This window comes from Ralstonia sp. 110700041-2, from assembly GCF_056280165.1.
Map to the genome: position 1 here is coordinate 229,040 of NZ_JBSFAI010000003.1, position 21,488 is coordinate 250,527.

Here is a 21,488-nt window from a genome sequence, read left to right on the forward strand (position 1 = left end):
AGCGCGTGTTGTCAGCCCCACTTCGGGGGAGGGTGTTTGGATTTGCCGACACCTGCCTGAGCGCAAGCGTTTGCCGCTCCCCCGGCTGGTGGGGGAGGGTTGCGGTTTCACGATTCTGCAAACAACGCGCCCTATGTTGGGCCGATCTTCGGGGGAAGATAGGGGGGGGCTGCCATGCAGGTGTTATCCGCACGATTCGAAAAGACTGACGCGGGGCGACGTGAAATCGCCATGCGCAGCGGCGCGCTCAGCCGCTCAAGCCGCGCGCTGCTCATCATGGTGGACGGGCAGGCTACGGGCGAGGACCTTGTCGTACGTGCCGGCCAGCTCGGCCTGGAAGCGCAGGCCGTGGTCGAGCTGGTGCAGGCAGGTTTCATTCAAAGCGCAACCGATGTTGCTGGCGAGCCCGTCTTCGTTCAGGTGGCCGAGCCGCAACCCGAGGCGCCCAAGCCCGCTGCACCTGCCGCACCGGCGCGCAAGCGTTCGCTGGCGGCGGCGCGCATGTACCTCATGGACATTGCGGCACGCACATTCAGCTCGGCCGAGCACCCGATCCGCCAGCGCCTGGTCGAGGCCACCGACCGCGCCTCTGTGGAGAGCGCGTTCGATGCGTTGCTGGCGGCCCTGCGCGAAGCCACATCGGCGTCGATGGTGGAACAGGTGGAGGTGTCGTTCCGCGGGTTCCTGCCGGCCGAGGACGGTGTGGCCGGCTGACCGGTCACGCTGCCCGCTGCGCCACCTCATCCTTGAGCAGCCCACGGGCCCGCTGATTCGACTTGTAGATATTGTCGCGCACGGGCACCGCGCCGGTCTTCACGCTGTGCACCCATTCCTGGGTCGACATGACCGCCGCGAAGCGCGATTGCAGTACCACGCTGAACACGCGGTGGATCTCTTCCGCACTCGCAAAGCCGGCCTGGTTTTGATACGGCACCGCGCCCGACGCGTCATGCAGAAACTCCACCGCCGTGCCGTTGTGCAGGGCGTGGTTGATCGTGGATGCATCGCAGTTGTGCGTCATGTAGCCCACCACGGTGAGCGTATCGATGCCGCGGGCTTCCAGCCATTGCGCCAGGTCCGTCTCCGGATAGGCGCTGGGCAGCAGCTTGCGCAGATAGTGGTCATGCGGACGCGACGCCACCACGGGGTGCAGTTGCCAGCCGTCGGTATCAATGGCAAACAGCGGCGAGCTGGCCGGCGAGGTCTGCTGCACGACGATCACCGGAATGCCCGCCTCGCGTGCCGCATCCATGGCGACGCCGATGTTTGCGACGGTCTGCTGCGGGTCCGGATACTCGATCGGCAGGCCGCCGGTGAAATATTCGTTCTGCACATCGATGACGATCAGGGCGCGCTTCGGGGTGTTGTTCGTGGTCATGGCTGACTCCTCAAGGTCGGTTGGATCGGGCATTTGCGTGAGCCCGTGGACAGCATCTTCGCGGATGACTATCCTTCCCGACAGTGGCCCGAAAGACGTTTATCGAAAGAATCGGGCCAAAGCGCGGAGCCCGTATGCAACCCCAGCAACTCCAGCAACCTCAGCATCCCCAGGAAATCGCCGTTCTGGCCTTCAACGACATCAGCCCGTTTCACCTGTCCGTGCCGTGTCTTGTATTTGAAGACCGCGTCTGGGCGGGGCTGCCGTCCTACAACCTGCGGATCTGTGCCGGGGAGCCCGCCAGGAAGGGCGGTCTGCGCACCACGGCAGGGTTTGCCGTGCAGACGGATTTCACACTCGAAGAAGCCGCCCGCGCTGACGTGCTGGTCGTGCCGTCATGGCGCGATACGGACGAGCGGCCGCCGGCGGCGATGGTGAATGCGGTACGCGATGCCTACGCGCGCGGCGCAACGGTGGTCGGCCTGTGCCTGGGCGCGTTTGTGCTGGCCGAAGCAGGCGTGCTCGACGGCCACGAGGCCACCACGCACTGGAGCGCTGCCGATGCGTTCTCCCAACGCTACCCGCGTGTGAAGCTGGTGCCCGATGTCCTGTATCTGGACGCTGCCGACGGCCGGCTGGTGACATCTGCAGGCACCGCCGCCGGGTTGGATGCTGCCTGCACCTGGTGCGCCGCTGGCATGGCGCGGAGGTGGCCAACCGCATGGCGCGGCGGCTCGTGGTGGCGCCGCACCGGCAGGGCGGTCAGGCGCAATACATCGAGCAACCGCTGCACGATGCGCCGGGCGGTGATCGACTGTCCGATTTGCTGAACTGGGCAGTGGCCAACTTGGCGGAGCCGCATTCGCTCGACTCGCTGGCCGAACGCGCGGCCATGAGCCGGCGCAATTTCACGCGGCGCTTTCGTGAACTGACCGGAACCACCGTCAGCCAATGGTTGCTCGGGCAGCGTCTGGCCTATGCGCAACGCATGCTGGAAACCACGCGTCAGCCGGTCGAAGCGATTGCGCAACTGGCGGGGTTCGGCAGCGCCGTATCGCTGCGCCAGCATTTCAGCCGGACGTATCACACGTCGCCCAGCGCTTACCGCGCCTTGTTTGCGCAAGCCTGAAAAGAAAAAAAGCGGCTGGTCAGCCGCTGTGGTGTGTTGTTTACTTGCTCAGCTCGTGGCCGATGACGGCGCCTGCTGCGGCACCTCCGATCGTCCCAGCCGTGCTGTGCGTCATTTCGTGGCCAGCCACACCGCCTGCCACAGCGCCGCCGGCCGTACACGCCGCGAGCGTGGGCGCCAGCGCGGCAAGTGCGCATATCAGCGCCGTTTTCCATGCATTCATGATGTCCTCCTGAGTGGCCGGCCAGATGCAGCGGTCGGCATATCCCTCAGTCGAGCAAAGCGCGTGCCGCGCTCACATGAACAGCGGTGACAGCGACAGATGCGACAGCGCGATCACGATCACCTGCGCAATCACCAGCAGGATCAGCGGAGACAGGTCGAGCCGCCCGCCCAGCGGAGGGACCACGCGGCGGATCGGGCGCAACAGCGGGTCGACCAGTGTGTTGAGCACCGCGCCCATTGGCGATGCCGGCCCCATCCACGATAGAACGGCCGATGCAATGGTCACCCACACCAGCACGTTGAACGCCCACTTGAGCACGGTGAAGAGCGCGGCCACAAAGCCCATTGGCACGAGTGCCATCGGGCTCACGCCCACCGACGCCACCAGCAGGAAGAGATAGACAAGCGCCGTGGCATAGGCCGCCACCAGCGATGACCAGTCGATATAGCCCGTGGCCGGAATCACCCGGCGCAGCGGGTGCACCAGCCAGCCGGTCAACTGGAAGATGGCCTGTGACAGCGGATTGCGCGGTGACAGCCGCACCGCTTGCGTCCAGGCGCGCAGGAGCAGCGCCGCGCCAAAGAGCGAGAAGATCGTGTCGAGCAGAAAACGCGTGATATCGCCGAACATGCGTCCGGTTCTCCTATGGTCAGGTCTGGCAGAAGCGCGCGGTAAACGCGGCGCGCTGAGGCGCGGTATTGTCGCACGGCAATCTGATGGGGATCTGTGCGTTGTGCCTCTGCGCAGCGGCGGCGCATTCGCGTATTGTGGTGCCCGTTCGCCGCTTTTTCTGCCAGGAGATCTGCCTTGAAGCCCATCCTATTTCGCGCGTTGTTGTCGCTGGCGTGCCTGTCCGCTGTGCCGCATGTGCATGCGCAGGCCGATACCACGTTCACCGTCGAATCGCCTGCCTTTGCCGACAACGGCGTCATGGACCGCAAGTACGCCGGCAAGAACCCCGCCAACGCCAATTGCACGGGCGACAACGTCTCGCCGCCGCTGCACTGGTCGAACGTGCCCGCGGGCACCAACAGCCTTGTGCTGATCGTCTCCGACCCGCAGGGCGCGGGCGGCCTGGGCGTGAACCACTGGATGGCTTACGGTATGCCGGCCACGCAGACGAGCCTGCCGGAAGGCGCCGGCACCGGCCCGGCGCTGCGCATGGGCCAAAACGCCATCGGCAAGCCGGCGTATCTCGGGCCGTGTCCGCCCAAGGGCACCGGCATGCATCACTACGTATTTTTGCTGATCGCCACGGACCTGGCGCCGGATGCCCTGCCCAATGGGCTGACCCGCGCTGAACTGGATGCGGCCATCAAAGGGCATAGCAAAGGCGCCGCAGCCTGGATCGGCCGATTCGGCAACTTCTGACGGATGCGAGGCCGCTCACGGTTCCGCGCTGCGCGCGGCCGCCGGCGGCTCACAATCCCGCTACCGGAAAGCTCGCCTGCCAGACAGCGCTTTGCACGTTCACCGGTTTCGGAATCAGCTTCTGCTGCAGGAACAGGTCGGCAATCTGCTGCTGCGAGGCCACGATCTGCGGCGTGACCGGCGTGACGCCGTAGGGCACGCGCCGCAACCAGGTCTCCACAACGGGCTGCTCGATGCCGAGTTTGGGCGCCAGCAGGGCGGCGGTTTCCTGCGGATGCTGATTCACCCACAGCCCCGCCGTGCGCAACTGGGCCAGGATGGCATTGACCGCGCGCGGATGCGTGTTCACGAATTCCGGCGTGGCTTCGTAGAAGTTGAACACCGGCAGCTCGCTGAAATCGCCCAGCGTGCGTGTCTTCAACGCCTTCTGTGCCAGCGCGTAATACGGATCCCACACGACCCACGCATCGACCGCGCCGCTCTCGAAGGCTGCGCGCGCCTCGGCCGGTGGCAGGTAGATCGGCTGAATATCCTGCACCGTGAGGTTGGCGCGACGAAGCAGCTGCACCAGCAGGTAGTTGGAGCTGGAGCCCTTTTGCAGCGCGATGCGCTTGCCTTTCAGGTCAGCCACGCTGTGCGCGGGTGAGCTGTCGAGCACGAACAGCGCCTCGTTGGTCTTGCCGCCCGGCTCGGCCCCCACATAGACAAGGCGTGCGCCTGCGGCCTGCGCAAACACGGCCGGCGGCGCGCCGGTGTAGCCGAACTCAATGCTGCCGGTGTTGAGCGCCTCCAGCAGTTGAGGCCCGGCAGGGAATTCCTTCCATTCCACCTTGTAGCCAAGCTCGGCCAGCGGTTTGTCGAGCGCGCCTTGCGCTTTCAGCACCGCCAGCAGTCCGGCTTTCTGAAAGCCGATACGCACCGTGGTCGGCTCGGCGGCCTGCGTCAGGCCTGCGCACAGCGCCATGCCGGCGCCAAGCAATGCGGCTAGCCAGCGTCGGCGGCCAGATGGGGCGGTGTGGGGCGGATGGCTTTGCATGGTTCCTCCTGCGTCGTCTGTGTTGTGCAGCTGATGCTACGGACAGCGCACGCACGAAGGAACGAACAAGATTGCATGTGGATAGACGCCGCCAACGTCAGCCCGGCGCTGCTAGGGCGGCAAGCTCCGCCAGATACGCCCACGGATAGATGCCGCGCGCATGTCCATCACTGAAAACCAGTTGCACGCCGTAACCCGCAGGCGCGATGGTGGTGACGCGCACGGCGGCCGGCACGTTGATCGGCGTGCCGTGATGGCGCTTGAACTGGCACTCCGCACAGCGGCACGCCTCGCGCAATGCCGCGTGGTCAAGTACGACAACGGCGTCTGCCCAGTGCAACCGCAGCCGGCCTTGGGCGACGTCGTTTTCGATACGCTCAGGCAGATGCACGGGCGCGCTCGATTTGTGCCAAGGCGATCCGCACGGCCTTGACGACTTCCGGGTCGCCATCGGTTTGTGCGCTGCGCAGGGCGGGCAGGGCAGAGGCTTCGCCGATTTCGCCCAAGGCGAGCGCGGCTTCCTTGCGCAGGTTGCTGATTGGGTGCGTGAGCAACGCAGCGAGCGCATCGACGGCATGCGCGGCGCGCCACCGGCCAAGCGCGCGGGCCGCCTGTAGACGGACCTGCCAATACGCATCGGCCAGCGCATCCACCAACGCTGGCGTGACATGTGGGTCCGGAGCCAACGCCCGCAGTTTGCCGAGCGTGCTTGCGCTTTCCTCACGTACGCGCCAAGCGGTGTCTTGCAACGCATCGAGCAGCGCGGGCAGCACGGCAGCATCGGTGGCGAGGCCGAGGGCGCCGACTGCGGCACGGCGCACGTCGACATCCGCGTCATGGCGTGCGCGTTCCGCCAGAGCAGGCAATGCGCCCACATGCTTGCGCCAGCCGAGCACCGCAACGGCCTCGCGGCGCACGGCGGCGTCGGCGTCTTGCAGCGCGTGCAGCGCTGGCGCTTCGCTCTCGGGCACGCGCAGCTCACGCAGCCCACGCAACGCGGCGGCGCGCACAAAGGCGCTGGCATGGTCGACGTAAGGCAACAGCGCGGGCGCAGACTCGGGCGATTTCAAATCCGCCAGGCCGATTGCCGCGGCATCACGCACGGTGCCATCCACATCTTCCAGCGCGCGGGCGAGTGCGGCCACGGTATCCGGCTGTTCCCACGTTGCGAGGATTCGCGCAGCTTCCAGCCGAACTTCGGGGGCAGGGTCTTGCTCAAGCAGCGCAATCACGTTCGGCAGCGCATCGGCGTCTTCTTCATCGGCGATCTGCAGCAGGGCAACGCGGCGGGTGGCGGCATCCGCGTCGTGCAGGCGCGCCAGGGGTGTTGTCGTCATCGCCGCCTCAACGCAACAGGTACGGGATGTCGACCTTCACCGCGCCGGTCGGGCAGTCCTGCTCGCACGGCATGCAGTACCAGCATTCATCGAATTGCATGAAAGCCTTGCCTTTGGTCAGGTCGATGGCGAGCAGGTCGAGTGGGCAGACGTCGACGCACACGGTGCAGCCCTTGTCGGCAATGCACTTGGCTTCGTCGATGGTGACGGGCGCGCTGCTGCGCGAGGTGATGTCGTGCGGCGTGTGGGTGAAATGAACGGTCGTCTGTTGCATGGTCATGCAGCCTTCGGAATGCGCATCTGCGCGTAGGAATCGGTGCCGAGCACATCGACAGGGATGACGTACGGCTCAACCGCCTGCTTGCGGCTGGCCATGGCGCCGTGTGCGTCCTTGTACAAGCGCGTATGACAGAACCAATTGGCGTCGTCGCGTTCGGGGTAGTCCACGCGATGGTGATACAGGCCCCAGCGGCTCTCGGTGCGGAAGAGCGAAGCGCGCGCGGCCATCTCGGCGCAATCGCGGATGAAGCTGACTTCCATCGCGCGCATCAGCTCGTGCGGGTTGCGCGCGTGCAGGTGCGTGATGTCTTCGGCAATCTCGTCGAAGCGGCGCAGGCCGATTTCCATCTTGCGCGTGACCTTGGGCGGCTGCAGGTAATCGTTCACCATGCGGCGCAGCTTGTATTCCACCTGGGCGGGGGCCAGTCCGTGGTCGCGTTGCAGCGGCGCAAAGATGCGCGCGCGTTCTCGTTCGATCTGCGCGTCGTCGACGCGGGCGACGCCTTGCCGGCCCGCGATGTAGTCCGCCGCGTTCTGCCCCGCAAACCAGCCATACGTAAACGCGCCGAGCATGTAGTTGTGCGGCACGGCCGCCATGTCGCCCGCCGCGTAAAGGCCCGGCACGGTGGTTTCCGCGCGTGCATTCACATACACGCCAGACGCGCTGTGCCCGCTGCAGAAGCCGATTTCCGAGATGTGCATCTCCACCATCTGCGTCCGGTAATCGGTGCCGCGCCCCGCGTGGAAGCGGCCGCGGCTCGGGCGCTCGTTAGTGTGCAGGATGGTCTCGATGGTCTGGATGGTTTCTTCGGCCAGATGGTCGAGCTTGAGAAACACCGGCCCCTTTCCGCCCTGCAGCTCCTGGTAGAACTCCCACATCATCTGGCCGCTCCAGTAGTCGCACTGGATGAAGCGTTCGCCGCGCGCGTTGGCGGTGTAGCCGCCCAGCGGGCCGGTCACATACGCGCAGGCGGGGCCGTTGTAATCCTTGATGAGCGGGTTGATTTGGAAGCATTCCAGGTTGGAAAGCTCCGCGCCCGCGTGATACGCCATGGCATAGCCATCGCCCGCGTTGGTGGGGTTTTCGTATGTGCCCATCAGGTAGCCGGAGGCCGGCAAGCCAAGCCGCCCTGCAGCGCCGCAGCTCAGCACCACGGCCTTTGCGCGCACCACGAGGAAATCCGCCGTGCGGCAATCGAAGCCGAGCACGCCGCAGGCGGCGCCATCGGCATCCGTCAGCACACGCGTGACGACAATGCGGTTCGTGATCTCCACCCGCGCACGCTTGAGCTGGCGATACAGCACCTTCTTGATGTCGTGCCCCTCCGGCATCGGCAGCACGTAGCTGCCCATGTGGTGGACCTTCTTGACGGCATAGTCGCCGGTTTCGTCCTTCTCGAACTTCACGCCCCAGCGGTCAAGCTGCTCGATGGTGGCAAAGCTGTGCTGCGCATACGCATACACGCCCGATTGATCGACGATGCCATCGTTGGCTAGCGTGATCTCGCGCGTGTATTGCTCAGGCGTGGCATGCCCGGGGATGACCGCGTTGTTCAGTCCGTCCATGCCCATCGAGATGGCGCCGCTGCGCTTCACGTGCGCCTTGTCGATCAGCAGCACACGCAGCGCAGGGTTGCGTTCTTTTGCCTTGATGGCCGCCATCGGGCCGGCCGTGCCGCCGCCCACGACGACGAGGTCGTACTCCAGTTCCAACGTGTTCATTTGGTGCCTTGCAAAGGAAGGATGGATTGCGCATGCGCCGCCACCTGCCGATCCAGCCGAAGCCGGTACTGGAAAGCGTCGCCGCGAAAATACAGGCGTTCAAAATCGATGGGCGTGCCCTGTGCGTCGTGCGTCAGACGCTCCACGCGCAACAGTGCCGCGCCTGCGCCCGTGTCGAGTGCGGTTGCGGTGGCGTGGTCGGCCAGCGCCGCATCGATGGCCAGCGTCGCATGACCGAGCGCCACCCCTGCGTCCTGCTCCAGCACGAGGAAAACATCGCGCGTGACGAGGTCCGCCCGCGCGACGCTGCTGCCCAGCGGCTCCGGCAGCCACGTCACCTCAAGGGAAACCGGCACCTGATCGAGCAACCGCACGCGATGCAATTCCGTGACGGCCGTGCCGGGTGCCAGTTGCAGCGCCTGTGCCACGTCGGTCGGCGCGGGCAGCGTGCGCAGCTTCAGCACGCGGTTACGGATGGCATGACCTTGTGCCGACATCGCCTCGGCAAAGCCCTGCAGCGCCGTCACGTTCTGAAAGGCCTTGGGCTGGCTCACAAACGTGCCTTTGCCGTGACGGCGGAAGATCAGCCCTTCGTTCTGCAGATCGGCCAGTGCCTGACGCACGGTGATGCGACTGGCGTTGAACTGCTCGCCCAGCGCCGCTTCCGACGGCAGCAGCGAGGCCGGCGCGTAGTGGCCGCTGAGAATGCCCTCGCGCAGCGTGCCCTTGATGCGCTCATAGAGCGGCGGGGCAGGTTGGCGGTGCAAATTTGAGGTGGTCATCGATGGGCGCAACTCGTCATAACAAGTGCGCCCAGTGTAAAAAGCAGGCGTATGCAGCGGAACGAAGCTTTTTCGATATGCATGCTCGGTTTTTGGCATACGCCGCCGCCACAGCTCTGGCTGAGCGGTCTGCACAGCTGGCATCGCCTTGCGCGATGTTGGTGCGCTGCACGATGCGCAAACGCTGTGTCTGATATCAAAACCGATATCAGTCAGCCCCCAAAAAAACATTAGACGGTCATGTCAGGCTGTCCATACCATGGCTCACCACGGATCACCGGCAAGGGAAGACGGGCGCCGCATGCCGGATTCGACTCGTGTATCGCGTTGCAAAGACGACGTGCGCAGCCCCGGGGGTAGTGACCGGCTGCGTTCCACCATAACGGAGACAAACGATGCAAAAAACGAGCGCTGCGTGCGCCAGACGGACCGTATTGACCTTCCTGGCTACGGCCGGTGTGCTGCTGGCCACGGGCTTGGCGACAGCGGCGCACGCGGCTGACAAGTCGTTCACCATGGGTTTTGCCCAGGTGGGCGCCGAGAGCGAATGGCGGACCGCCAATTCGGAGTCGATCAAATCGACGGCCAAGGCGCAGGGCGTGAACCTGAAGTTCTCCGACGCGCAGCAGAAGCAGGAAAACCAGATCAAGGCAATCCGCTCGTACATCGCGCAGAAGGTCGACGTCATTGCGTTCTCACCGGTGGTGGAATCCGGCTGGGACACGGTGCTGCAGGAGGCCAAGGCCGCCAAGATTCCGGTCATCCTGACCGACCGCGGCATCGACAGCAAAGACACCTCGCTCTACACCACGTTCATCGGATCGGATTTCGTCGAGGAAGGCCGCAAGGCGGGCCGCTGGCTGCTTGAAAACGTCAAGCCCAAGGGTGACGTGAACATCGTCGAGCTGCAAGGCACCGTCGGCTCTGCGCCCGCCATCGACCGCAAGCGCGGGTTTGAAGAGATCATCAAGGCCGACCCGCACTACAAGATCATCCGCTCGCAAACCGGCGACTTCACCCGCGCCAAGGGCAAGGAAGTGATGGAAGCCTTCCTGAAGGCCGAGGGTAAGAAGATCAACGTGCTGTACGCGCACAACGACGACATGGCGATCGGTGCCATCCAGGCCATTGAAGAGGCAGGGCTCAAGCCGGGCAAGGACATCACCATCATCTCGATCGACGGCGTGAAGGGCGCGTTTGAAGCCATGATGGCCGGCAAGCTGAACGTCACGGTGGAATGCAGCCCGCTGCTCGGGCCGCAACTGATGGACACCGCGCGCGCCGTGCTGGCAGGCAAGACCGTGCCCAAGCGCATCGTCACCAAGGAAGGCATCTTCCCGATGGAGGTGGCGGCCAAGGAGTTCCCGAACCGCAAGTACTGAGGGGGGGGCATTCGCAAGCCCTTTGCTGAATCGGGGAATGCAGGCGGGGCGGGTGACGGTGACTCGCCTTGCCGGTATGCACCCTCAACAGGCCACACCCATGTCCGATCACGTTGATCAACCCGCCGCGACAGATGCACGCGGCGCGCTGCTGCACATGCGCGGCATCTGCAAGAACTTTCCCGGCGTGCAGGCGCTGGCCGCGGTCGATTTCCGCTTGTTTCCCGGAGAAGTGCACGCTCTGATGGGGCAGAACGGCGCCGGCAAGTCGACGCTCATCAAGGTGCTGACGGGCGTTGAAGCGCCCGATGCGGGCGAGATCGTGCTCGGCGGTCAGCCCATCGCGCCAAGCTCGCCGCTGGAGGCGCAAAAGCTCGGCATCAGCACGGTGTACCAGGAGGTCAATCTCTGCCCGAACCTGACCGTGGCGGAGAACATCCACATCGGCCGCTTTCCCATGCGCATGGGCAGCATCGACTGGCGGGCCACCAACCGGGCGGCGCAGGCGCTGCTGGCTGATCTGAACATCCACATCGACGTGACGCTGCCGCTGTCGCTGTATCCGGTGGCCATTCAGCAGATGGTGGCGATTGCGCGCGCGCTTTCCACCGAAGCCCGCATCCTGATCCTGGACGAGCCCACCTCCAGCCTGGACGATGACGAAGTAGCCCGCCTGTTTGCCGCCATCCGCACACTCAAGGCACGCGGCATGGCCGTGCTGTTCGTCACGCATTTTCTGGAGCAGACCTACGCGATTGCCGACCGCATTACCGTGCTGCGCAACGGCCGGCTGGAGGGCGAATATGCCGCGCGCGATCTGCCGCAACTGCAACTGATCAACAAGATGGTCGGGCGCGACATCGATGCGAGCCGCTTCGAGCGCACCGAGGTGCCATCCGTGGATGACACCGCGCCCGCATTCCTGAGCGCGCGCGGCATGGGCCGTCGTGGTGTCGTGCAACCGCTCGATCTGGACGTCCGCCCCGGGCAGGTGCTCGGCCTTGGCGGCCTGCTCGGCTCAGGCCGAACGGAGACCGCGCGGCTGCTGTTCGGCGTTGACCGCAACGATGCGGGCTCGATCAACGTGCACGGGCAAGCGCGCCAGTTCAGCTCGCCGCGTGATGCCATCCGCCAGGGCATCGGCTTCTGCCCGGAAGACCGCAAGACCGAGGGCATCATCGCCGAGCTGTCGATTCGCGAGAACATCATCCTCGCGCTTCAGGCCAAGCGCGGGCTGTTCCGCTATCTGCCCAAGAAGCGCCAGCGCGAGATTGCCGACCAGTACATCGCCCAGCTCGGCATCAAGACGCCCGACGCTGAAAAGCCGATCGGCCAACTCTCGGGCGGCAACCAGCAGAAGGCCGTGCTCGCGCGCTGGCTGGCGACCGACCCGGCCATGCTGATCCTGGACGAACCCACGCGCGGCATCGACATTGCCGCCAAGCTCGACATCATGGACCTGGTGACCGCGCAGTGCCGCAAGGGCATGGCGATCCTGTTCATCTCCAGCGAGCTGCCGGAGGTGCTGCGCGTGAGCCACCGGCTGGCGATCCTGCGCGATCGCAAGAAGGTGGGCGAGCTGGCCGGCGCCGATGTGACGGAAGACAACCTGTGCCACGTGATTGCCGGCGGCGACGTGCCCGCCAGCCAATCCACCACCACCGGAGGCGCTGCATGAACCCCGTCAATCTGCGCGCACTGACTGGCCACCGATTGTTCTGGCCGGGCGTGACGCTGCTTTTGCTGTGTCTGCTCAACGCGTGGTTCAACCCGCATTTCTTTCACCTCGACATTCGTAATGGGCATCTGTACGGCAGCCTGATCGACATCCTCAACCGCGCAGCACCGCTCATGCTCGTATCGCTCGGCATGACGCTGGTGATTGCGGTGGGCGGCATCGATATTTCAGTGGGCGCGGTGGTCGCCATTTCCGGCGCCATTGCGGCATCGCTTGTCGGCGGCACGCTGGTCGTGCAGAACGGCCTGCCCGTGTATGTGACCAAGGCCCCACTGCTGCTGGCGCTGCTGGCTGCGGTGGGCGCAGCGTTGGTGTGCGGCCTGTGGAATGGCCTGCTGGTGGCGGGTGCGGGCATGCAGCCCATCATCGCCACGCTGATCCTGATGGTGGCCGGCCGCGGCGTGGCGCAGCTCATTACCGGCGGCCAGATCATCACCGTGTACTACGAGCCGTTCTTCTTCGTGGGCAATGGCTATCTGTTCGGGCTGCCGTTTGGGTTGTACATCGCGGCTGCTGTGCTGGGCCTGTTGTTGCTGTTGATGCACCGCACGGCGCTGGGTCTGTTTGTCGAGGCCGTCGGCATCAACCCCGTGGCCGCGCGTCTTGCGGGGCTCAACACCAAGGCGCTGCTGTTTGGCATCTACGCATTCTGCGGCGCCATGGCCGGTGTTGCGGGGCTCATCATCTGCTCCAACGTCAAGAGCGCGGACGGCAACAACGCCGGGCTGCTGCTGGAGCTTGACGCCATCCTGGCCGTCACGCTGGGCGGTACCTCCCTGGCGGGCGGCAAGTTCAGCCTGTGGGGCAGCGTGATCGGGGCGCTCATCATCCAGACGCTGACCTACGCGATCTATTCGATGGGTGTGCCGCCAGAAATCAACCTCGTGGTGAAAGCCGTGGTGGTGTTTGCCGTATGCCTGGCGCAATCGGAGGCGTTTCGCAGCATGCTCTTTCAACGCCACAGCCGTGCGGGGGCGCAGTCATGAGAATCAATCCACGGCGCTTGCCGTTCTACGTCACGCTGTTTTTGTTTGCGCTGTTGTTCGGCTTCGGCTCGGTGACTTACACGGGCTTCTTCAGCGTGCAGGTGTTTCTCAATCTGCTGATCGACAACGCGTTCCTGATCGTCGTTGCTATCGGCATGACGTTCGTCATTCTATCGGGCGGCATCGATCTATCGGTGGGGGCGGTGGTGGCGCTCACCACCATGATCTCCGCCGCGCAGGTCGAACACCACGGCTGGTCGATCGGTGTGGTGGTGCCTCTGGTGCTCGCCGTCGGGTGCCTGTTCGGCCTGGTGATGGGCGTGCTGATCCAGGTGTTCCGGATTCAACCGTTCATCGTCACGCTGGGCGGCATGTTCCTCGCGCGGGGGCTGTGCTACCTCATCAGCATCGATTCGATCAGCATTACAGACCCGATCTATACCGCGCTGTCGCAGTACAAGATCCAGGTGGGCGGCGGCAATTACGTATCGCCCAGCGTGGTGATTGCGCTGGTCGTGTTTGCCGCGGCGGCGTGGCTCGCGCATTGCAGCCGCTTTGGCCGCACGGTGTACGCGCTGGGCGGCAATGAACGGTCTGCGTTGCTGATGGGTTTGCCGGTGGTGCGCACGCGCATCCTCGTCTATGTGCTCAGCGGGTTTTGCTCGGCACTGGGCGGCGTGCTGGTCACGTTCTACATGCTGTCCGGCTACGGGCTGCACGCGCAAGGTATGGAACTGGACGCCATTGCCGCCACGGTGGTCGGCGGCACGCTGCTCACTGGCGGCGTGGGGCTGATCAGCGGTAGTGTGGTGGGCGTGCTGTTGCTGGGCGTCATCCAGTCGCTGATCACCTTTGACGGCACGCTCAGCTCCTGGTGGGCGCGCATTGCCATTGGCGTGCTGCTGTGCCTGTTCTGCCTCATGCAGCGTTTCCTGGGGCGCGCGCAACGCGGAGCGTCATTGCCCCCGTCGACCCCGCACAGGCCGGCGCGGCCGTCGAACGAGACGGCCAAGGACGCCCCGGCCTCGGCCATCCTCATGCAGTCGCACGCCGTACCGCCTTTCAATTAGGCACACGCAGTTGCGGTTTCCCGTAGGCATACCGACCTTGTAAAGGTTGTTTCGTGCAACTATCAGATTGCAGGCGTTGGGCGCCGAACCTGGCGTGCAGGTGGAGTCATTCCAAACCAACAGCGAAGCGGCGATGTGCGAGCGCATTCATGGTGCGTTCGAAGAGCGCCAGGACGCCGTGCTGATTAACGCAGGCGCGTGGACGCATTACAGCTACGGCATCCGCGATGCGCTGGCGATCCTGACGTGTCCGGTGGTGGAATTGCATATGTCCAACATCCACGCACGCGAGCCGTTCCGACATCACTTGGTATTTGCTGACATCGTCAGCGGGCAGATCTGCGGGTTTGGCGTCCAGAGTTACCTTCTGGCCCTGCGGGCGGCGGCATCGGCAATCGATCACGCTTAGCGGCGGCGGTCCTTCGTGAACCGATAGCGCTTTCCAGTTTCGACAATGCTATGGATGAAGCTTCTCGCCCTTGTTCAGCATGTCGATGAACTGAGTAATCTTCTTGGCACGCGTCTCGGCCTTCTTTACGTTCTGGATCCTGAACAGAATCGCGTACCGGTTCTGGCCATTCAAGGTAGCGAAGAATTGCTTGGCCTTCGGGTTGGCATCCAAAGCCTGCTGCAGGTCATCCGGCACGGTTGACGTACCCGCAGGCGAATAGGCCGCCTCCCAGCGGCCGTCTTGCTTGGCCAGCTCGATTGCGCGAAGCCCTGCAGGGCGCATTCTCCCGGCGGTGATCAAGGCTTCAGCCTTGGCGGTGTTGATCTTCGACCAGATGCTCTTGGCGGTTCTGGGCGTGAACCGCTGCAGCCAGTAGTGCTCGTTTTCCGCCTGCTTTTGCCCGTCGATCCATCCATAGCAGAGGGCGCTCTCAACGGCCTCTGCATAAGACACGGTGGATTGTTCGGCCGACCGCCTTGCGATGCGGAGCCAGACACCGGTCACAGTCTCTCCGTGGGTTTCCAGCCAGGCTTCCCAGGCTTCCTGATTGATGAAGGAAAGTTTTGGATTGTGCATCGCGCTGGACCGTTCGCCATCGAGTTTGTCGGAGACGTTACTCGCGCCTGAAACCGAGAACACCCCTGCCCATTGCGTTTTCGGAAACCAATGGGTTCGGCATCCACGCCGTGCGCACTTCCAGCTTGTCTCCATCCAGCGTATAGAACCGTTCCTGCTCCGTGCCGGTCCAGGCTTCATTCCAGGACGCGTCAACCTTCGTGATGAACCGATCGTCTTCGACCCGATACCGCCCGGTATAGGCCACGATCGTGCGGAACAGCGCCGCCAGCTTCTCGTCTGTATTCCCCTGCTCCCGCACTTTCGCGGTGAGGAGCACCATCATGCGCCCGTCAGCGCCGAAGATCAGCGACCCATTGGGATCAGCGCCCCAGGGCTGCGTACGCTCCTTAGTCTCCTGAAGCTCGGTCTCGAAAGACAACAGCCGCCAGCTACCGTGCAGCTTCGTATCGCGCTCAGTCATCGTTCGTCCTGTCATCGCTCGTTTAAGTATTCGTAGGCAATGGGCGCCGCAAAACAACATGCGTCGCCTTTTCTGATGCTACGGATTCAACGCACGCGTAGCCCAGCGCTCGCAAGTCGATCCCCTCAAACAGGGGTTCCCCTCGGCCAAGCAAGACCGGCGAGATCGCGATGTGCAGTTCATCGATGAGGCCTTCACGCAGGTACTGCCGGATGGTGCTCGGCCCTCCGCCAATGCGTACATCCTTCCCGCCAGCGGCCTCGCGCGCACGGTCGAGCGCTTCTCGAAAGCCGCCTGTGATGAAGTGGAAGGTCGTGCCGCCCGCCATCTCGATGGGCGCACGCGCGTGGTGGGTCAACACGAAAACGGGAACGTGATACGGCGGGTTGTCGCCCCACCAGCCTTTCCAATTGTCGTCGGGCCAATCCCCGCGAATGGGGCCGAACATGTTGCGCCCGAGAATCCACGCCCCCACGTTCCGGAAACTACGGGCGGCAAAGTCATCGTCAACGCCAGTTGTACCGCCGTCCTTGCCGAACAGGGTCCGCTGGAACGTGCGCGTCGCGACCAGCCACTGGTGCAGCTCCATCCCGCCAATGCCGAGCGGATTGTTGATGTCCTGATCCGGACCTGCGCCGTATCCGTCAAGCGAGAGGGTGAAGCCCGCAACGCGAACGCGTGTCATCGTTTGTCTCCAGCTCCAATCGGACGCCCGATCGGTCATCAACGGATGCCGGCGTCAGGACCTGCATATTAGTACCGGGGCCAGCCGAACGTGCGGCGCGCGTCGGGCTGGCCATCGGCCGTTGGGGGGGAGGGCCCCGCCATCATTTAGAATCGCACACTTTGCCCGACCTCCCATGTGGTTCAAAAATCTCCAGCTTCATCGTCTGCCGGCACCTTGGGCCGTGACCCCTGACCAGCTTGAAAAGTGGCTGGCACCTCACGCGTTTCAACCGGGCAACAGCGTAGAAAAGCAGACCTTCGGCTGGGCCTCGCCGCGTGACGACGGCGCGCTCGTGTATTCGAACAACGGGCAGATGCTGCTGGTATTCCGTGCCGAGAAGAAGCTGCTGCCCGCGTCCGTCATCAATCAGGTGACCAAGGCCCGGGCGCTTGAGCTGGAGGAGCAGCAGGGCTTCAAGCCCGGCCGAAAGCAACTGCGCGAACTCAAGGAACAGGTGACCGACGAACTGCTGCCGCGCGCCTTCAGCATTCGCCGCGATACGCGGGTGTGGATCGATACGGCAAATGGCTGGCTCGTGATCGATGCAGCTTCGCAGGCGGTTGCCGACGACGTGCGCGGCCTGCTCGTCAAGTCGATCGATCAATTGCCACTCACCAGCGTGCATGTGAAGCATTCGCCTGTTGCGGCGATGACGGAGTGGCTGCTCTCCGGCGACGCGCCCGGCGGCTTCACCGTCGACCAGGACGCCGAGTTGCGCTCGACGGGCGAGGGCGGCGCCACGGTGCGATACGTTGGCCACGCGCTGGAGGCAGAAGACATGCGCCGGCACATCGAAGCTGGCAAGCAATGCATGCGGCTCGCCATGACCTGGGACGACCGGGTCTCCTTCGTGCTGACGCCGTCGCTCCTGATCAAACGCGTGACGCCGCTGGACGTGATCAAGGAAGCCGAAGACCCCACCGCGCAGAACGACGACGAGCGCTTCGACTCCGATGTCGCGCTGATGACCGGCGAGTTGGCGCGGATGCTGAGCGACCTGGTCGACAGCCTCGGCGGCGATCAGCTCGATGCCGTGCAACAGGCCAAGGCGGCCTGAGTTTCGTCAGCCGGCTTGAAGTTGCGCAGGAGTCGGTGCAGGTTGACGAGGCCGTATTGTCGTAACGTGAACGTTGCTCAGTCGGTCCGCCCGGCGCGCAGGTCGCTCTTGCGGATGAGCTGCAAGAGCGTTTCCGCAGGCTTGCTCAAGCGCCGTGCCAACAACGTGATGAACTCGATGGCCGGCAGCGGCGGTAAAACGTCGCCATTGACGGGCGGCACCAGCCCGCCGCCGGCCAGGTTTTGCGCACGCACGGTAATCCCCAGCCCGCCCCGGGCCGCGGCAATAGATCCGGAATGACTGCAGCTGGTGCAGACGATGCGCCACAGCCAACCCGCTGCGGCCAACGTGTCGAGCACGATGGAACGCGTCACGCTCGGCTCGTTGACGAGGATGAGCGGCAGCGGCTGAGTTACGTCGACCACGGTACCGGGCCGGGCAAGCCATTCGAGCTGCCCTCGGAACAGCGGGACACCACGTCGGCCGCCTTCGCGGCGCTTGCCGGCAATCAGGTCGAGCGAGCCGTCTTCGATGCCTTCGTACGGCTTGCTGGTCATCCCCATCGTGACCTCGACGCATCAGGATGCCGGCAGCGGCAACAGTTTGTGTTCGATGGTGCAGATACTCGCCATCGGCTTGGGCGTATCGATCGGAGGGGGGGCTTGTCAGCCTTTTCTCGGTCAAGCTTGGCGTGGCTGCGCCGGCGTATCGGCTGGCGTTCTTCACCATGGGCGTGGTGACCGTGTTTTCCGCGTTGATTTTCCGCAAGCTCGACGCGAAGCCCACGCCGTTGCTTACTAAGAACCTGGAAGCCGAGGCTGTACAGGCACGCTAAGGATACCGGCGCTTCATCCCGGGTACCTTCGAACGTGTAGCCGTCATGCGGGTTTATGTGTGCATGAATCTCCGCAAAACCGCTGCCAGGTTATCCGCGCATGCGCAAGAGATCGGCGTAAGAAATCAGTTTGCGTTTTCCTGTTCCGAGCGTCTTGCGCTTTGATGTCGAGCGAGCCGGTTTGCTGCGCTCGAACTTGGCCGCAGCACGTGCATCTTCCTTGGCATGCACGCTGGCGGACCTGGTTTCCGCCTTGACGCGTTCGGCTTCCAGCCGGGCGGCAACCCGCTCCTCGCGGGCAACTTCCTGCGCGGCCGAGAGGATTTCTGCCTTGAGTTGATCACGTCGCTGTTTGGCCGCAACGCGGGCGGCCTGCAGTTGCTCCTTACGTTGCCGAAGCCAGTCTTTTCGGCTTACCGGCGCGGGCCGTGCCTCTGCGGGCACACTCAGGCGCAAAGCCCGGCTGGCGGCAACTTTCTCGGCGTGGATCGGGCGGCGCGGATCGCGTTTCACATCACTCATGGTGCGCAACGCTCCCAGGCGGCACCGCTGTGCCGCCGAGCACCAACCAGCAGGGGATGGCGGATCATGACGTTCATTCTGTCAACCGTACCATAGGGCCCCATGTCCCGCAGGGGTGATGCGCGACCATCGAGTTCTTGGGCGTGCGAATGCATGGCCCTACCGTCATTCCAATGCGGAATCCACGTCAGCAAGGCGGCGTTTAAGCCGCTGCGTCACGGCAGCTGATGCCATTGGGCGCCTGCCCGGCGCATGGCTTTTCCGCCGCCTGCAATACCGCATGTGCGTGAATACGCCACCAAATTGCATCGCCGTTGGCGCAAAATAACGGTTTGGGCATTTTGCGCCCCTCGCACTCTTGGAGACGGTATGAACAACGTTGTCGAATCGGCTATTTCGATCGAGAAGCGCCCGAACCCTGTTCCGGCGGAAGAGCGCGCGCGCCTGCTGGAAAACCCCGCTTTCGGCCGCGTCTTCACGGATCACATGGCCACCATCCGCTACACCGAGGGCAAGGGCTGGCACGACGCCAAAATCGGCGCGCATGGCCCGATCCAGTGCGATCCGTCCACGCTGGTGCTGCACTACGCGCAGGAAATCTTCGAGGGCATGAAGGCCTACCGCCTGCCGGACGGCGGCGGTGCGCTGTTCCGCCCGGAAGCCAATGCGCGCCGGTTCCAGAATTCCGCCAAGCGCCTGGCGATGCCCGCGCTGCCGGAAGACCTCTTCCTGCAGGCCGTGCGCGAGCTGGTCAAGCTCGATCGCGACTGGATTCCGTCGGGCCAGGGCTCGGCGCTGTACCTGCGCCCGTTCATGATCGCCACCGAAGTGGTCCTGGGCGTGAAGCCTTCGGCCGAATACCTGTTCTGCGTGATTGCGTGCCCGGTGGGCGCGTACTTCAAGGGCGATGCATCGTCGGGCGTCACCATCTGGGTGTCGGACAACTACACGCGCGCCGCACCGGGCGGTACGGGCGAGGCCAAGTGCGGCGGCAACTACGCCGCCAGCCTGGTCGCTCAAGCTGAAGCCACCCGCGAGGGCTGCGACCAGGTCGTCTTCCTCGACGCGGTGGAGCGCAAGTGGATCGAAGAGCTGGGCGGTATGAACGTGTTCTTCGTCTTCGATGACGGTTCGCTGCAGACGCCGCCGCTGACTGGCACGATCCTGCCGGGCATCACGCGCGATTCGTTGATCACGCTGGCGCGCGGCATGGGCCTGACCGTGCGCGAAGAGCCGTACTCCATCGACCAGTGGCAGGCCGACGCCCAAAGCGGCCGCCTGCGTGAAGCCTTTGCGTGCGGCACCGCAGCGGTCGTCACGCCCATCGGCAAGGTCAAGGGCCACAAGCACAACTTCACCATCGGCGATGGCAAGGCAGGCGAGCTGACGACCAAGCTGAAGGCGGCGCTGGTCGATCTGCAGAACGGCCGCGCACCGGACCCGCACGGCTGGCTGGACCGCCTGTTCTGAACCGGGTATGGCCGAATCGCTTTCTGCGCCGTCCGTCGACGGCACCGAAGCCTGGATCACCACGCCCGATGGCCGTCTCCATGCCAGGCAATGGGGCGGCCCGGTCAACGATGCCGCCAAACCGCCCATCGTGCTGCTGCACGATTCGCTCGGCTGCGTCGCGCTGTGGCGTGATTTTCCGCAGCGTCTGGCGCAGTCGACCGGACATGCGGTCATCGCCTATGACCGGCTCGGCTTTGGCCGATCCGACGCATATCCCGGCCAGTTGGATCCGGGCTTCATCCAGCAGGAAGCGTACGGTGGCTTTGCCGCGCTGACCGACCAGTTTGGCGTGGATCGCTTCTTCGTCTTCGGCCACAGCGTCGGTGGCGGCATGGCGGTGTCGATTGCCGCAGCGTATCCGGGCCGCTGCGCAGGCTTGATTACCGAGTCGGCGCAGGCGTTTGTGGAAGAGCAAACGCGCCAAGGCATCCGTATCGCTCAGGCGCAGTTTGCCGAGCCCGGCCAGATGGGCCGGCTCGAGCGGTACCACGGCAGCAAGGCGCAATGGGTGCTGGATGCGTGGGTGAACACGTGGCTGTCTCCGGCATTTGCGCAGTGGTGCCTGGACGACGCGCTGCTTGCCGTGCGCAGCCCGGTACTGGCGCTGCACGGCACCGAAGACGAATACGGCTCGACTGCGCAGCCGGAGCGCATCGTCACGCTGTCCGGCGCGCCTGCCACGCTCAAGCTGGTGCAGCGTTGCGGGCATGTGCCGCATCGGGAGCAGGAGGCCGCTGTGCTCGCCGCCGTCAACGCCTTCCTGAGCGCCTCCGCCTGATTCTTGGGCGTTCGCCCGGTGCCTGAGGTGCACGGCGTCGGCATTCGCACCCGGCCTCCTTTCAGGTGCGTCGCACCAAAATCGAACGACCGTTTTTAAATCGTTCGTTTCAATCGCCTGCTTTTTTCCCG

The 21,488-nt window shown here is 64.4% G+C and carries 22 protein-coding genes and 4 pseudogenes; 12 read left to right on the plus strand and 14 right to left on the minus strand.

Annotated elements, in window-relative coordinates:
- The first annotated feature begins 174 nt into the window (after positions 1 to 174).
- Entirely contained in the window at positions 175 to 714 is a 540-nt protein-coding gene (locus ACUXH0_RS05955) for a hypothetical protein (protein ID WP_012430173.1), read from the plus strand.
- 4 nt (positions 715 to 718) lie between these two features.
- On the opposite strand, the gene ACUXH0_RS05960 is transcribed toward ACUXH0_RS05955, so the two are convergent.
- Complete coding sequence (locus ACUXH0_RS05960; RefSeq protein ID WP_012430174.1) at positions 719 to 1,378, minus strand: cysteine hydrolase family protein; 660 nt, start codon at positions 1,376 to 1,378, stop codon at positions 719 to 721.
- Positions 1,379 to 1,512: 134 nt separating this feature from the next.
- On the opposite strand from ACUXH0_RS05960, the pseudogene ACUXH0_RS05965 reads away from it, so the two are divergent.
- Positions 1,513 to 2,507: pseudogene (locus ACUXH0_RS05965) on the plus strand (GlxA family transcriptional regulator).
- Between the two features lie 40 nt (positions 2,508 to 2,547).
- Here the strand turns inward: ACUXH0_RS05965 and ACUXH0_RS05970 are convergent.
- Positions 2,548 to 2,730: a glycine zipper 2TM domain-containing protein gene (locus ACUXH0_RS05970; protein WP_004627694.1), complete on the minus strand. Its 183-nt coding sequence runs from the start codon at positions 2,728 to 2,730 to the stop codon at positions 2,548 to 2,550.
- Between the two features lie 72 nt (positions 2,731 to 2,802).
- Positions 2,803 to 3,363 carry a YggT family protein gene (locus tag ACUXH0_RS05975; RefSeq protein WP_012430176.1) on the minus strand — a complete coding sequence of 187 codons (561 nt, stop codon included), beginning with the start codon at positions 3,361 to 3,363 and terminating at the stop codon, positions 2,803 to 2,805.
- Between the two features lie 177 nt (positions 3,364 to 3,540).
- Between ACUXH0_RS05975 and ACUXH0_RS05980 the strand changes: the two genes are divergently transcribed.
- Positions 3,541 to 4,104 (plus strand): YbhB/YbcL family Raf kinase inhibitor-like protein, encoded by a 564-nt coding sequence (locus ACUXH0_RS05980; protein ID WP_004627691.1) that lies wholly within the window; start codon positions 3,541 to 3,543, stop codon positions 4,102 to 4,104.
- 49 nt (positions 4,105 to 4,153) lie between these two features.
- Here ACUXH0_RS05980 and ACUXH0_RS05985 read toward each other — a convergent pair whose 3' ends face one another.
- The 6 genes from ACUXH0_RS05985 to ACUXH0_RS06010 all read right to left on the minus strand — a co-directional run bounded on the left by ACUXH0_RS05985 (position 4,154) and on the right by ACUXH0_RS06010 (position 9,260).
- Positions 4,154 to 5,140 (minus strand): sulfonate ABC transporter substrate-binding protein, encoded by a 987-nt coding sequence (locus ACUXH0_RS05985; RefSeq protein ID WP_182594019.1) that lies wholly within the window; start codon positions 5,138 to 5,140, stop codon positions 4,154 to 4,156.
- A gap of 97 nt (positions 5,141 to 5,237) precedes the next feature.
- On the minus strand, positions 5,238 to 5,531 hold the full coding sequence (locus ACUXH0_RS05990) for a DUF971 domain-containing protein (RefSeq protein WP_182594020.1): 294 nt from the start codon (positions 5,529 to 5,531) through the stop codon (positions 5,238 to 5,240).
- On the minus strand, positions 5,518 to 6,477 hold the full coding sequence (locus ACUXH0_RS05995; protein WP_182594021.1) for a HEAT repeat domain-containing protein: 960 nt from the start codon (positions 6,475 to 6,477) through the stop codon (positions 5,518 to 5,520). The genes ACUXH0_RS05990 and ACUXH0_RS05995 overlap by 14 nt, the downstream gene beginning before the upstream one ends.
- A gap of 7 nt (positions 6,478 to 6,484) precedes the next feature.
- On the minus strand, positions 6,485 to 6,751 hold the full coding sequence (locus ACUXH0_RS06000; protein ID WP_004627681.1) for a 4Fe-4S dicluster domain-containing protein: 267 nt from the start codon (positions 6,749 to 6,751) through the stop codon (positions 6,485 to 6,487).
- 2 nt (positions 6,752 to 6,753) lie between these two features.
- Positions 6,754 to 8,478, minus strand: coding sequence for a fumarate reductase/succinate dehydrogenase flavoprotein subunit (locus ACUXH0_RS06005; RefSeq protein ID WP_012430181.1), 1,725 nt, complete (start codon positions 8,476 to 8,478; stop codon positions 6,754 to 6,756).
- Entirely contained in the window at positions 8,475 to 9,260 is a 786-nt protein-coding gene (locus ACUXH0_RS06010) for a GntR family transcriptional regulator (RefSeq protein ID WP_012430182.1), read from the minus strand. The genes ACUXH0_RS06005 and ACUXH0_RS06010 overlap by 4 nt, the downstream gene beginning before the upstream one ends.
- 395 nt (positions 9,261 to 9,655) lie before the next feature.
- Between ACUXH0_RS06010 and ACUXH0_RS06015 the strand changes: the two genes are divergently transcribed.
- The 5 genes and pseudogenes from ACUXH0_RS06015 to ACUXH0_RS06035 all read left to right on the plus strand — a co-directional run.
- Positions 9,656 to 10,642 carry an ABC transporter substrate-binding protein gene (locus tag ACUXH0_RS06015; protein ID WP_012430183.1) on the plus strand — a complete coding sequence of 329 codons (987 nt, stop codon included), beginning with the start codon at positions 9,656 to 9,658 and terminating at the stop codon, positions 10,640 to 10,642.
- 100 nt (positions 10,643 to 10,742) lie between these two features.
- Complete coding sequence (locus ACUXH0_RS06020) at positions 10,743 to 12,320, plus strand: sugar ABC transporter ATP-binding protein (RefSeq protein WP_012430184.1); 1,578 nt, start codon at positions 10,743 to 10,745, stop codon at positions 12,318 to 12,320.
- Positions 12,317 to 13,366 (plus strand): ABC transporter permease, encoded by a 1,050-nt coding sequence (locus ACUXH0_RS06025; RefSeq protein ID WP_012430185.1) that lies wholly within the window; start codon positions 12,317 to 12,319, stop codon positions 13,364 to 13,366. The genes ACUXH0_RS06020 and ACUXH0_RS06025 overlap by 4 nt, the downstream gene beginning before the upstream one ends.
- Positions 13,363 to 14,436: a galactofuranose ABC transporter, permease protein YjfF gene (gene yjfF, locus ACUXH0_RS06030; RefSeq protein ID WP_012430186.1), complete on the plus strand. Its 1,074-nt coding sequence runs from the start codon at positions 13,363 to 13,365 to the stop codon at positions 14,434 to 14,436. Before ACUXH0_RS06025 ends, yjfF begins: the two co-directional genes overlap by 4 nt.
- A gap of 64 nt (positions 14,437 to 14,500) precedes the next feature.
- Positions 14,501 to 14,845 (plus strand): annotated as a pseudogene (locus ACUXH0_RS06035) (type II 3-dehydroquinate dehydratase); the annotation flags it as partial.
- A gap of 48 nt (positions 14,846 to 14,893) precedes the next feature.
- On the opposite strand, the gene ACUXH0_RS06040 reads toward ACUXH0_RS06035, so the two are convergent.
- Genes ACUXH0_RS06040 through ACUXH0_RS06050 form a run of 3 tightly spaced genes read right to left on the minus strand, consistent with a single transcriptional unit; the run spans position 14,894 to position 16,611 of the window.
- Complete coding sequence (locus ACUXH0_RS06040; protein ID WP_012430188.1) at positions 14,894 to 15,463, minus strand: YdeI/OmpD-associated family protein; 570 nt, start codon at positions 15,461 to 15,463, stop codon at positions 14,894 to 14,896.
- A 37-nt stretch (positions 15,464 to 15,500) separates the two neighbouring features.
- Positions 15,501 to 15,926 carry a lipocalin-like domain-containing protein gene (locus ACUXH0_RS06045; protein ID WP_012430189.1) on the minus strand — a complete coding sequence of 142 codons (426 nt, stop codon included), beginning with the start codon at positions 15,924 to 15,926 and terminating at the stop codon, positions 15,501 to 15,503.
- A 22-nt stretch (positions 15,927 to 15,948) separates the two neighbouring features.
- Positions 15,949 to 16,611, minus strand: coding sequence for a dihydrofolate reductase family protein (locus ACUXH0_RS06050; RefSeq protein WP_012430190.1), 663 nt, complete (start codon positions 16,609 to 16,611; stop codon positions 15,949 to 15,951).
- A 175-nt stretch (positions 16,612 to 16,786) separates the two neighbouring features.
- Here ACUXH0_RS06050 and ACUXH0_RS06055 point away from each other — a divergent pair, with 175 nt between their 5' ends.
- Positions 16,787 to 17,710, plus strand: a complete 924-nt coding sequence (locus ACUXH0_RS06055; protein WP_012430191.1) for a recombination-associated protein RdgC — start codon at positions 16,787 to 16,789, stop codon at positions 17,708 to 17,710.
- Between the two features lie 77 nt (positions 17,711 to 17,787).
- On the opposite strand, the pseudogene ACUXH0_RS06060 reads toward ACUXH0_RS06055, so the two are convergent.
- A pseudogene (locus ACUXH0_RS06060) lies at positions 17,788 to 18,285 on the minus strand (LysR substrate-binding domain-containing protein); the annotation flags it as partial.
- Between ACUXH0_RS06060 and ACUXH0_RS06065 the strand changes: the two are divergent.
- Positions 18,284 to 18,545, plus strand: a pseudogene (locus tag ACUXH0_RS06065) (MFS transporter); the annotation flags it as partial. The pseudogenes ACUXH0_RS06060 and ACUXH0_RS06065 overlap by 2 nt on opposite strands.
- A 90-nt stretch (positions 18,546 to 18,635) precedes the next feature.
- Here the strand turns inward: ACUXH0_RS06065 and ACUXH0_RS06070 are convergent.
- Complete coding sequence (locus ACUXH0_RS06070) at positions 18,636 to 19,067, minus strand: hypothetical protein (protein ID WP_012430192.1); 432 nt, start codon at positions 19,065 to 19,067, stop codon at positions 18,636 to 18,638.
- A gap of 369 nt (positions 19,068 to 19,436) precedes the next feature.
- Here ACUXH0_RS06070 and ACUXH0_RS06075 point away from each other — a divergent pair, with 369 nt between their 5' ends.
- Positions 19,437 to 20,537 carry a branched-chain amino acid aminotransferase gene (locus ACUXH0_RS06075; RefSeq protein ID WP_004627649.1) on the plus strand — a complete coding sequence of 367 codons (1,101 nt, stop codon included), beginning with the start codon at positions 19,437 to 19,439 and terminating at the stop codon, positions 20,535 to 20,537.
- 7 nt (positions 20,538 to 20,544) lie between these two features.
- Positions 20,545 to 21,357, plus strand: a complete 813-nt coding sequence (locus ACUXH0_RS06080; protein ID WP_182594022.1) for an alpha/beta fold hydrolase — start codon at positions 20,545 to 20,547, stop codon at positions 21,355 to 21,357.
- Positions 21,358 to 21,488 lie beyond the last annotated feature (131 nt).